The organism is Brevundimonas basaltis (assembly GCF_014202075.1).
Lineage (GTDB): Bacteria > Pseudomonadota > Alphaproteobacteria > Caulobacterales > Caulobacteraceae > Brevundimonas > Brevundimonas basaltis.
Genome location: NZ_JACHFZ010000002.1, coordinates 276,545 through 288,135 on the forward strand (window position 1 = coordinate 276,545; position 11,591 = coordinate 288,135).

Genomic DNA, 11,591 nt, shown 5'->3' on the forward strand with positions numbered 1-11,591 from the left:
GCCTGCGCGACAGTGGCCGGGACCGGGAGACGCGGATGATCAGAACCACGGGCCTGATGTTGGCCATCCTCGTCGCGGGATGCGCGCCGGCCGATCCCGTCCGTCCGCCAGCGGCGGCGCAGGGTCCGACGCGAGCCGTCGCGCGGGCCGACATCGTCGCCGAGCTCAACGCCGCCCGGACCGACCCGGCCGCCTACGCCCGCAAGGCCCGCGCCCTGCGCGCCCTGTTCAACGGCGACCGCATCGAACGGCCGGGCGAGATCGCGCTGGTCACCCGGGAAGGGCCGGAGGCGGTCGATGAGGCCATCGCCTTCCTCGAGACGCAGACACCGCGCCCGGCGCTGCGGGGCAGTCCGGGACTGGACCGCGCCGCGGCAGAACACGCCGACGAGCAGAGCCGGACGGGGCAGGTCGCCCATGCCGGGGCGGACGGATCGAGCCCCTCGGACCGGATGCGCCGTCAGGGCCGCTGGTCGGCGACGGGCGAGGCCATCGCCTACGGTTCCGACCGGGCCGAGGACGTGATCCTGCAGTTGATCGTCGACGACGGCGTGCCCGACCGGGGCCATCGCACCATCCTGTTCAATCCGGTCTATACGCTGGTCGGCGCGGCCTGCGCCCCGCATCCGGTCTGGCGCTCCGTCTGCGTGCTCGACTTCGCCCGGGCCGGTTAGGGGCGGATGGCCTTCAGCCGGTAGAGCGCCTCCAGGGCCTCGCGCGGCGACAGTTCGTCCGGCTCGATGGCCGTGAGCGCGTCATGCAGGGCCGAGGACGGGGGTCGGGCGGGCGTTTCCGTAACCGCGAACAGGGGCAGGTCGTCGAGGCTGACGGCGGCGGTCTTCTCACCCTCAAGCCGGTCCAGCACCGCCCGGGCCCGCGCCACGACGGCGGGGGGCACCCCCGCCAGCTTCGCGACCTGCACCCCATAGGAGCGGTCGGCCGCCCCCGGCGCGGCCTCGTGCAGGAAAACGAGATCGCCGTTCCATTCGCGGGCCTTCATCGACAGATTGCAGACGTGGGCCAGCCGCGTCTCCAGCCCGGCCAGCTCATGATAGTGGGTCGCGAAAAGCGTGCGGGCGCGGTTGTGATCGTGCAGGGCCTCGGCCACCGCCCAGGCGATGGCGAGGCCGTCATAGGTCGCGGTGCCGCGCCCGATCTCGTCCAGTACGACGAAGCTGCGGTCGGTGGCCTGGGTCAGGATGGCGGCGGTTTCGACCATCTCCATCATGAAGGTGGAGCGGCCGCGGGCGAGGTCGTCGCCGGCCCCGACGCGGCTGAACAGCCGGTCGACGACGCCGAGCCGCATGGCCTTCGCCGGGACGAAGGCGCCGGCCTGGGCCAGCACGACCAGCAGGGCGTTCTGACGCAGGAAGGTGGATTTACCCGCCATGTTCGGGCCGGTGACGATCGACAGCCGGGCGCAGTTGGCGCCTGAGCCGTCCAGCCGGCAGTCGTTCGGCGTATAGGGGTCGCCGGCCGCCTTGACCGCCGCCTCGACCACCGGATGGCGTCCGGCCGTGACCTCGAAGCAGGCAGTGTCGTCCACCGCCGGACGGACGGCCCCGACCTCCTCGGCCCATTCCGCGAGGGCCGCGTGGGCGTCCAGTTCGGCCAGCGCCTCGGCGACGGCCTGCAGGGGCCGCGCCAGCAACTGGACCGTATGCCGCCAGGTCTCGAAGGTCTCGCCCTCGATGGCCAGCGCCCGATGACCGGCCTGACTGATCTTCGCGTCCAGCTCGGACAGTTCGACCGTGGTGAAGCGGACCTGGTTGGCGAGGGTCTGGCGGTGGATGAAGGGGCTGTCGCCGCTCGGGCGCAGCAGCGGCTCGGCGGCCCTGGCCGAGACCTCGAGGAAATAGCCGAGCACGGCGTTGTGCTTGATCTTGAACGGCACACCCGCATCGGCGACCGCCCGCGCCTCCAGATCGGCCACCACGCGGCGGCTGTCGTCGCGCAGGCGTCGCGCCTCTTCCAGCTCGGGCCGGTAGCCGGGAGCGACGAAGCCGCCGTCACGGGCCAGATGCGGCGGCTCGGCGACGAGGCCTTCGGCCAGATCGACCAGAAGGCCGCCGGTCTCGGGCGACAGCATCAGCCGGTCCAGGCAGGCGACCAGCCGGACCGGCGGGCCGGTCAGCGCGTCGCGATCGGGCGGGAACAGGCCGGCCACGCCCTCTGCGACCGACAGGCCGGCGCGGATGGCGGCCAGATCGCGCGGGCCGCCCCGCCCGAGAACCAGCCGCGACACCGCCCGGGCCACGTCCGGGGCCGCCTTCAGCCCGTCGCGCAAATCGCGGCGCAGATCGCGGCGCTCGAGCAGCCATTCGACCGCGTCGAGGCCGTGATTGATGGCCACGGGGTCGCGCAGGGGGCGGGCGATCCGCTCGGCGAGGGCCCGCGCTCCGCCCGAGGTGACCGTGCGGTCGATGCAGGCCAGCAGCGAACCGTCGCGTTCGCCGCGCTGGGTGCGGTCGATCTCGAGACTCAGCCGGGTGGCCGGATCGATGGCGAGAAAGCCGGTGTCGCCGGACCGTCGGGGCGGCGACAGGGCGGGGATCTTGCCGGCCTGGGTCGTTTCCAGATAGGCGGCGATCAGTCCCAGCGCGGAAACTTCGCCTTCCTCGAAGGCGCCGTAGCCGTCGAGCGAGGCGACGCCGTAAAGGCGCTCGACCCGGACCCGGGCCCCTACCGGCTCGGCCATGGCCTGCGGCAGGGCCTGGACCACGCCGCCCGATCCGTCGAGCGCCGCCCTGGCCGCCTCGTCCGAGAACAGCCGGTCGGGGACCAGCACCTCGGACGGCCGGAACGACGCCAGGGTCGCGGCCAGATCCTCCAGCGAACAGCCCACCACATCGACCGAGCCGGCCGACAGTTCGACCACCGCCACCGCCGCCCGGCCCCTGCGGATCGACACCGCGGCCAGCCGGTTGGCCCCGCGTGCGTCCAGCAGGCTGTCCTCGGTCAGGGTGCCGGGGGTGACCACGCGGACGATGTCGCGGTGGACCACCGCCTTGGAGCCGCGTTTCTTCGCCTCGGACGGCGCCTCCAGCTGTTCGCAGATCGCCGCCTTGAACCCCTGCCGGATCAGCCGCGCCAGATAGCCGTCCAGCGCGTGGACCGGCACCCCGGCCATGGGGATGTCCTCGCCCTGGTGCTTGCCCCGCTTGGTCAGGGTGATGCCCAGGGCGGCGGCCGCGATTTCGGCGTCCTTGAAGAACAGCTCGTAAAAATCGCCCATGCGGAAGAACAGGATGGCGTCCGGCGCCTGGGCCTTGGCCGCCAGGAACTGCGCCATGACCGGCGTCACGCCTTCGGCGGACGGCAGGCTTTCGGCTTTCGGCGGATGGGCTAGGGGGGCGTTCATCTGAGCCGCGCAGGGTGAAGGAATGAGGGGGCGCGCTCAAGCGTTCCATTGCGCCTCCCTGTCGGGGTGAGGTCGGCCATGCTCGTTGTGACGAACCAGCCGGCGGCGGGCCTCGGTCATGGGGTTGCCGCTTGTCCGAACGGTGTGTCCCTGCGACAAGCGGGGCAGGCGGTTAAGGGAACGCGGTCCGACACCGCGGCTGTGCCCGCAACTGTAGGCGGCGAGACGGACGATCATTCCGGGGCCTTGGCTCCGGCGTCACTGGGAAACCGGGAAGGCGCGATCCTCCGTTTTTGACCCGCAAGCCAGGAGACCTGGCCGCCGATGTCGTCCGTCCGCTGCCCGGGACCAGGCAGAGACGCGGTGATCCGTCGAGGCGACCCGACACCTGCGCCGTCCATTCCGGGCGGGTCGGCCGCCATTCACACGTCGCCGCGACGCGCTCGCGCGGGGACGACGGAGCCATCGCAATGACGCGATCCCTTCTGCTCGCCACGGCCGCGACCGTGCTTCTGCCCGCCCACGCCTTCGCCCAGGCGGCGGACGATCCCCTGCCCGAGGTGGTGGTCACCGCCACCCGCCTGCCCGCCGTCGTCGCCGACACGCCGGGCGCCCGGGTCATCGACCGGGCGACCATCGACCGGCGCGGGGCGGTGTTCGCGGCGGACATCCTGCCCGACGTGCCCGGTCTGTCGGTCTATCGGGCCGGCCTCGGCGGCGTCACCTCCGTGCGCATTCGCGGGACCAGCCAGGACAAGTCGCTGGTGCTGGTCGACGGCGTGCCGGTCAACGATCCCAGCCAGCCGGCCGGGGGCTTCGACTTCTCCGGATTCGACCTCGGCGACATCGAACGCATCGAGGTGCTTGGCGGGCCGCAATCGTCGCTGTGGGGATCCGACGCCATCGGCGGAGTCATCGCCTTCACCTCGCGCGAATTGGACGGCGTCCGGGCCGAGGTCGAGGCCGGCGCGTTCGACACGGTGCGCGGCCGCCTCGCGGCGGGCGTCGCTGAAGACCGCTACGCCATCGGCGCCTTCGTGTCGCGCTTCGACACCGACGGGATCTCCGCCGCCGCCACGGGGACGGAGGCCGACGGTTTTGACAACACCACTGTTGGGGCCAACGGCCGCTACGCCTTTAGCGACCGGGTCGGGATCGACGCGCGGGTCCGGCAAGCCGACAGCTTCGCCGAGATCGACGGCTGGGGTCCGGTCGACACCCTCGACACCGCCGCCACGGTCAACCGGTCCGGCCGGGCGCGAATGACAGTTCGCGACCTGCTGGGACTGGACCATCAGTTCATCGCCGCCGCATCAGATGTCGAGCGTATCACCGACAGCGCCTTCCCCTCGACCTATGAGGGCAAGCACCGCCTGTGGCGCTGGCAGGCCGACAGCCGGGGGGCGGGCCCCGTCCGCTACGCCGTCGGCCTTGAGCGCGAGGAGACCGAGGCGTTCCTGAACGGTTCCAGCGCCGGGCTGGGCGTCGGGTCGGCGTTCGGGACCGTGCGCTGGCAGGCCTCGGATCGGCTGACCCTCAACCTCGGTCTCCGCCACGATTCGACCGATGACTTCGGCGGCGAGACCACGGGGCGGCTGTCGGCGGCGTACGACCTCCTTGCCGGCCTCACCGTGTCAGGGGCCTGGGGGACCGGCTTCAAAACGCCCAGCGTCAGCCAGGCAGTGTGCGATTTCTGCTTCGTCCTGCCGGGCACCGTTGTCGCGCCGCTGGTCCCGGAATACGCCACGGGCGGCGAGATCGCGCTCGGCTGGCGCTCCGCCGACGGCCGCTTCGACGGCCGGGCGACCCTCTACCGGCTGGAGGTCGAAGACCAGATCGACGGCTTCTTCGATCCCGGATCCTTCGAGTTCTACTACGTCAACATCGCCGAGACGCGCACCGACGGGGTCGAACTGGAAGGCGGCGCGATCCTCGGCGGCGGCTTCGATCTGTCGTTGGCCTATGCGTGGACCGAAGCGGTCAATGCCACGACCGGCGCGGCCATACTGCGCGTTCCGGAGCAGGCCGGTTCGGCGACGCTGGGCTGGAGCGGCGAGCGGCTGTCGGCGGCCCTGACCGTGCGGGCGGAAGGCGACATGCCGGACTCGGGCGGGACGCGGGACGGCTTCGTCACCGCCAACCTGAACGCCGCCTGGAACCTGACCGATCGGGTCACCCTGACGGCGCGGGTCGAGAACCTGGCGGATGAGCGTTATCAGCAGCTGCTCGGCTATGGCGAGCCGGGCCGGTCCGGCTACCTCGGGATCAGGCTGCGCTACTGATGGCGCGGGGGCCGGCGGCGGCGACCGTCGCCGGCTCCAGCTGCAGGGCGGCCCAGTCGAGCGCGGGGGTCGGAGCGTTGGCGGCGGCGACCACGGCGCGCAGTTCGGCGGCCGAGGCGACGCTGGCGATCACCGCCGAGACCTCCGGCAGGCCCATGGCGTAGGCCAGGGTGGCCTGCATCGGATCGATCCGGGCCTCGGCCAGGCGGCGGCGGATGCGCGACAGGGCGTGGGCATGGCGGGCCATTTCAGGCGGCAGCGGCTCGCCGCTGATGAACAGAAGGCCGTCGGCGAACACCGAGGTGGCGTGAACGGCGACGCCGAGCGTGGCCAGCTCCGACAGGACGCCGGTGTGCTGGATGCGCTGGTCGAGCAGGTTGATCGGCAGTTCGATGACGTCGGGCCGGAACCGTCGCGCCAGCAGGGCGGGGCCGTCCTCGACGCCGGCGCGGAATCCGATGCGGCGATAGAGGCTGCGCGCCTTCAGCGCCTCGAGCCGGTCCCACAGGGCGCGGCCCTCGGCTCCGGCCAGATCGTCAGCGCTGGAGACGAGAAGCGTGTCGCCGCGGGGCAGGCCGAGCCGCTCCAGCGAGCGGCGGGCGCGGGCCTCGACGCGATCCACCCCGTCGGTGATCGAGACGGTGCGGACCGTGACCTGGAAGGGGGAGGGGAAGGGCCAGGCCTGGCCCAGCCGGCGTTCGCCGTCGCCGTCCGGCTTGGTCGCCACCAGGGTGACCCCGGCGTCGGCGGCGGTCTGCAGCAGAAACCGCAAGGCTTCCTCGCGCGCGCCGGCCGGCAGCGGCGCATAGGCGTTCACGGCGCGCGCCGGCTCGTGGACGACGGCCACGGCCAGTTTGTCGATCGGAGATGGAGCGCGATTGGGGAGCACCGTCGGACTGTGGCGCTGAAAGTTTAAGGCCCCCCTTCCGAGACCTTGACCGAATCTTACCGCGGGAACGGTGGTTCCCCGTTTTGGGTCAGGCGGCGTGCTGTGAAAGCGCCTGCAGGACTCCCGCGCCATACCGGTCCAATTTGGTCTGACCGACGCCGGGAATACGGGCCAGGTGGTCCAGATCGCCGGGCTCCGCGAGGGCGATTTCCAGCAAGGTCTTGTCCTGGAAGATCACATAGGGCGGCACCCGCTGCTCCGCTGCCCGATCACGGCGCCAGGCCCGCAGGGTCTCGAAGCGCGCGCGCACGTCGGCGTCCATCGATTCCAGCGCGGCATTGCGACCGGTGCGGGTCCGTTCGCGCGAGGCCCCGGCGCGCGCCGGCTGGCGACGCACCTCGATCGCCCGCTCGCCGCGGTAGACCGCCCGCACCGCCTCGGGATCGCCGAGCATGACCAGCGGTTTGCCCTCGTTCGGATCCTCGACCAGCAGGCCCTCGAACATCAGGTGATCGATCACGTCCCGCCATGTGTGCAGTGCGGTATCGGCGCCGACGCCCCAGGTCGACAGCGCCGTCTCCCAGGGCTGGGCATCCTTCGTCTTGCCGAGCAGGTGGTCGACGACCCGGCCCCGGCCGAAGCGCTCGCCGAGCCGCTGCACCGCGGCCAGGGCCTTCTGGGCCTGCACCGTGGCGTCGAACAGGGCCGGCGGGTCCTGGCAGATGTCGCAGACGCCGCACGGCTCCGCGCCGGTCTCGCCGAAGTAGCGCCGCACCGCCTGCGGGCGGCACACCGCCCCGTCCAGCATGGCGAACAGCTGGCGCGCCTTGCGCACCTGCACCGCCTTGACCTCCCCGGCCATCGGGCTGCCTTCGAGCCGGCGCAGGGTCCAGGCGATGTCCGATGGGCCATAGAGGGTGATTCCCTCTGCGGGGTCGCCGTCGCGCCCGGCCCGGCCGATCTCCTGCCAATAGGCCTCCAGCGAGCCCGGCGGATCGGCGTGGATGACGAAGCGCACATCGGCCTTGTCCACCCCCATGCCGAAGGCGATGGTCGCCACCATCACCGCCCCGTCCTCGGCGAGGAACCGCTCCAGCCGGCGGTCCCGGTCACGGGCCTCCATGCCCGCGTGATAGGCGATGGCGTTGGTCCCGGCGTCGCGCAGGGCGTGCGCCACCCGCTCGCAGCCGTCACGCGAGCCGCAGTAGACCACGCCAGACTTGCCGCGCCTCTGGCGGACCAGATCGATCACCGCCGCGTCGGTCTTCGCCCGCGACGCGTTCTCCTTGCGCACCGCCGCCAGCTGCAGGTTCGGCCGGGCGAAGCTGTCGACCACGATGCGGGCCTCGCCGAGCCGCAACGAGCGGACGATATCCTCGCGGGTCCGGGCGTCGGCGGTGGCCGTCACCGCGATCCTCGGCACGCCCGGGAACAGCTCGGCCAGCCGGCCGAGGCTCCGATAGTCCGGCCGGAAGTCATGTCCCCACTGCGAGACGCAGTGCGCTTCGTCGATGGCGATCAGCGACAGCGGCAGGTCGTGAAGCCGGTCGATCAGGTGCGGCTGGGCCAGTCCCTCGGGCGAGACATAGAGCAGGTCGAGTTCCCCGGCCCTCGCCGCGCGCCAGATCTCCGACCGGTCGTCCAGCGAGACGCCGGAATCGAGGCGGGCGGCGGCCACGCCCTGCTGCTTCAAGGCCTCGACCTGGTCGGTCATCAGGGCGATCAGCGGCGAGACAACCAGGCCGAGGCCGGGCCGGAGCATGGCGGGGATCTGGTAGCAGACGCTCTTGCCGCCGCCGGTCGGCAGCACGGCCATCACGTCCCGGCCCGCCAGAACCTCGGCCACCACCTCGGCCTGCAGCCCCCGGAAGCCGGCGTGGCCCCAGACCCGCTCCAGCGTCGCCCGGGCCTCGGCCAGGGACGGCGGGGCGGCGGTTGAAAGCGAGTCGGCGGGCATCGCCGCCTTGTGCCTCATTTGTTCCGGCGTGTGAACGCCCGTCGGATGGTTCAGCGCGGCTCGACGGCGACCTCGGCCCGGATCGAGTTGGCGATATAGCAGGCCTCGTGGGCGCGGTGATGCAGATCGTCCAGGGCGGCGGCGTCGGGCCGCGCCGCGCCGGCGAAGCTCACCTGAGGCCGCAGGGTCAGCGCGGTGATCGACATCCGGCCCCGCTCGTCACGGCCGAGCAGGCCGACCGCGTCGTCGCGGTAGCGGTCGACCACAAGGCCGTCCTTGCGGGCGAAGGCGAGGAAGAACAGCATGTGACAACTGGACACGGCGGCGACCAGCGCCTCCTCGGGGTCGACCGCCGCCGGATCGGACATAGGCTCGGGCACGCTGGTCGGCGCCGACGATCCGCGCACCACCGCGCCGCCGTCGAACCGCCAGTCATGGGCGCGACTATACTGGTTGTCGGAGAATGGCTGGCCGTCGCGGCTCCATTCCACGGTGGCGATGTGCTCGCTCATGACGGGTCTCCGCTCGGCCGGCTGGGCGCGATGACCGAACCGTGTAGCCGCGGATGTCGTCGAAACCCAGCCCGCGCCTTGCTACGGCCCGCATCCCGCCTTATCCCCGGACGCATGCCGTCCCCGCTGATCTGCCCATCGATCCTCGCCAGCGACTTCGCCCGTCTGGGCGAGGAGGTCGCCGCCCTCGAAACGGCCGGCGCCGACTGGGTCCACGTCGATGTGATGGATGGCCATTTCGTACCCAACATCACCATCGGTCCGGACGTGGTGAAGGCGTTGCGTCCCCACACCAAGCTACCGTTCGACGTGCACCTGATGGTCGCGCCGGTCGATCCGTGGCTGGAGGCCTATCGCGACGCCGGGGCCGATTACCTTACCGTCCATCCCGAGAGCGGGCCGCACCTGCACCGCACGCTTGGCCGCATCCGCCAGCTGGGCCTCAAGGCGGGCGTGGTGCTCAACCCCGGCACCTCCCTGTCCGTGCTGGAAGAAGTGATCGACCTGGTCGACCTGGTGCTGCTGATGTCGGTCAACCCCGGCTTCGGCGGCCAGTCCTTCATCCCCTCCACCCTGAAGAAGATCGAACGAGCCCGGGCCCTGCTCGACGCAGCCGGCTCCAGGGCCCATCTGCAGGTCGACGGCGGGGTCACCGCCGCCAACGCCGGGGCCTGCGTCGCCGCCGGCGCCGACGCGTTGGTCGCCGGCACGGCGGTGTTCCGGGGCGGCCCCCCGGCCTACGCCGACAACATCCGGGCGCTGAAGACCGCGTGAGTCCGCTCGGCCCCTTCGCCCGCACCGAGGCCGCAGCGCCCGCGCCCGGCGAGATTCCCGGACTTCGCGGCGCGCCCATGCGCACGCCGGTCCGTACCACCGAGGCGTCGGCGGGGCCCGGCCTGTGGCCCGCCGTCCTCGGCCGGCTGCTGACACGGCAGCTGTGGATCGAACTGTACGGCCTGCCCGGCTACGGCCTGACCCTCCGGGGTCGGACGGCGCAGGGCTTCGCCGCCACACCGCGCGACTTCCGCCCGGTCGACCCCGCGCCTGGCAAGGCCGCCTTGGGCGGTCGGTTCGTGCTGGCGGGCGCCAGTCTCGAAGCGCCCGCGCCCGAGGATCCCTGGAACCGGCCCAGCCCGACCCGCGCCTTCGCCGTCGAACTGCACGCCTTCGCCTGGCTGCCGTCGCTGATGCTGCAGGGTGAGCGAGGGGCCCGCGAGGCGCTGCGTCTGACCCTGACCTGGGCCACGGTGTTCGCGCGCTGGTCCCCGTTCGCCTGGGACCCCGCCATCCTCGCCCGGCGCACCCTCAACCTCGCCTGCGCCGCGCGCCGCATGAGCCAGGTCGCCACCGAGGCGGAAAGGCTGAGGCTGGCCGATGTACTGGGCCGGCAGGCGAAACAGCTGTTGCGTCCGCCAGGCGGGATCGCGGGCCGCGCCGAACGCCTGATCGCCGCCGCCGTCGCCGGCTGCGTGCTGGCCGGGTCCCCTGGAACCGCCCTGCGCCGGGCGGCCCTGGGCGCCCTGCCGTCGGCGCTGGTGCAGACCGTCGGCGAGGATGGAGCCCATACCTCCCGCAGCCCCGAGGCCGGGCTGGAGCTGCTGCTCGACCTGTTGACGCTCGAGGACGCCCTCGCCCAGCTGTCCGAGCCGGCCCCGGACGCCATGCGGTCGGCGATCCGGCGGCTGACCTCGGCGGCCAGCTTTCACACCCTGCCCGACGGCCGCCTGATCACCCTGCAGGGCGGCGGGCCATCGACGCCGGCGCGGGTGGCCGCGGCCGTGGCCCACGACGAGGCCGAGGGCGACGAGGCCCCGACCGGAACGGTGGGCGGCGTCGCCCGTATCCGCAGCCCGCTGCTGACCGTCGCCGCCGACATCGCCGCCCCCGCGCGCGGCGCCTGGTCCGCCGCCGCCTGCGCCCAGCCGCTGGCGCTGGAGATCGTCTGTGGACGCGACCGTCTGGTCACCGGCTGCGGCTGGACCCCCGGCGCGGCCGACCGTCAGGGCTTGCGGCTCGGCCCCGGCCACTCGACCCTGACCCTCGCCGAGAGCTCCACCGGGGCGCCGCTCGGCGGCTGGAGGGGTGGGCTTCTGGGCCATCGTCTGATCAGCCGACCCCTGAACGTCGAGGTGCATCGCCGCGACGGCGAGGGCGCGGTCTGGCTGGAAGCCGAGCACGACGGCTGGGTCCACGACTATGGCCTGCTCCACCAACGCCGGCTCTATCTGGACCAGCGCCTCGATGAGCTGCGCGCCGAGGAGCGGCTGCATCCCGGACCGGGCCAGAAGGAGGTGGTTCGGGCCATCGCCGCCCCCTACGCCATCCGCTTTCAGCTCGAACCGGGCGTGCAGGCCTCGCTGGCCCGCGACCGCCGCTCGATCCTGTTGCGCGGCCATTCCGGCCGGGGATGGTGGTTCCGCACCGACGGGCCGGACGTGGCCATCGAGCCCTCGGTCCACATCGACGAGGGTCTGACCCGGCGCTCTCTGCAGATCGTCGTGCGCGGCTCGGCCCGCACCGATTCCGAGACCAAGATCCGCTGGAAGCTGAGCCCGGCCGGCTCGGGCGGCGATCCCACCTGACCCGTCCC

At 72.4% G+C, this 11,591-nt stretch carries 8 protein-coding genes and 1 riboswitch; of the genes, 4 read left to right on the forward strand and 4 right to left on the reverse strand.

Going from position 1 to position 11,591, the window contains the following annotated elements; genetic code table 11:
* The first annotated feature begins 35 nt into the window (after positions 1 to 35).
* Complete coding sequence (locus tag HNQ67_RS05825; protein ID WP_183253312.1) at positions 36 to 674, forward strand: CAP domain-containing protein; 639 nt, start codon at positions 36 to 38, stop codon at positions 672 to 674.
* On the opposite strand, the gene mutS is transcribed toward HNQ67_RS05825, so the two are convergent.
* The gene (gene mutS, locus HNQ67_RS05830) at positions 671 to 3,361 is read right to left on the reverse strand and encodes a DNA mismatch repair protein MutS (RefSeq protein WP_183253314.1); all 2,691 of its coding nucleotides are present in this window, start codon (positions 3,359 to 3,361) and stop codon (positions 671 to 673) included. The genes HNQ67_RS05825 and mutS overlap by 4 nt on opposite strands.
* A gap of 127 nt (positions 3,362 to 3,488) precedes the next feature.
* A riboswitch (cobalamin riboswitch) is annotated at positions 3,489 to 3,697 on the forward strand.
* A gap of 134 nt (positions 3,698 to 3,831) precedes the next feature.
* On the opposite strand from mutS, the gene HNQ67_RS05835 reads away from it, so the two are divergent.
* A complete protein-coding gene (locus HNQ67_RS05835; protein ID WP_183253316.1) occupies positions 3,832 to 5,643 on the forward strand; it encodes a TonB-dependent receptor plug domain-containing protein in 1,812 nt (603 codons plus the stop codon).
* Here HNQ67_RS05835 and HNQ67_RS05840 read toward each other — a convergent pair.
* The 3 genes from HNQ67_RS05840 to HNQ67_RS05850 all read right to left on the reverse strand — a co-directional run bounded on the left by HNQ67_RS05840 (position 5,627) and on the right by HNQ67_RS05850 (position 9,001).
* Complete coding sequence (locus HNQ67_RS05840) at positions 5,627 to 6,532, reverse strand: aldo/keto reductase (protein ID WP_343054830.1); 906 nt, start codon at positions 6,530 to 6,532, stop codon at positions 5,627 to 5,629. The genes HNQ67_RS05835 and HNQ67_RS05840 overlap by 17 nt on opposite strands.
* 88 nt (positions 6,533 to 6,620) lie before the next feature.
* Positions 6,621 to 8,489: a DNA helicase RecQ gene (gene recQ, locus HNQ67_RS05845; RefSeq protein WP_183253320.1), complete on the reverse strand. Its 1,869-nt coding sequence runs from the start codon at positions 8,487 to 8,489 to the stop codon at positions 6,621 to 6,623.
* Positions 8,490 to 8,539: 50 nt separating this feature from the next.
* Complete coding sequence (locus HNQ67_RS05850) at positions 8,540 to 9,001, reverse strand: OsmC family protein (RefSeq protein ID WP_183253323.1); 462 nt, start codon at positions 8,999 to 9,001, stop codon at positions 8,540 to 8,542.
* A 114-nt stretch (positions 9,002 to 9,115) separates the two neighbouring features.
* Here HNQ67_RS05850 and rpe point away from each other — a divergent pair, with 114 nt between their 5' ends.
* Together rpe and HNQ67_RS13815 are read left to right on the forward strand one after the other, a co-directional pair.
* A complete protein-coding gene (gene rpe / locus HNQ67_RS05855) occupies positions 9,116 to 9,775 on the forward strand; it encodes a ribulose-phosphate 3-epimerase (protein ID WP_183253325.1) in 660 nt (219 codons plus the stop codon).
* On the forward strand, positions 9,772 to 11,583 hold the full coding sequence (locus HNQ67_RS13815; protein ID WP_183253327.1) for a heparinase II/III domain-containing protein: 1,812 nt from the start codon (positions 9,772 to 9,774) through the stop codon (positions 11,581 to 11,583). The genes rpe and HNQ67_RS13815 overlap by 4 nt, the downstream gene beginning before the upstream one ends.
* The last annotated feature ends 8 nt before the right edge of the window (positions 11,584 to 11,591 follow it).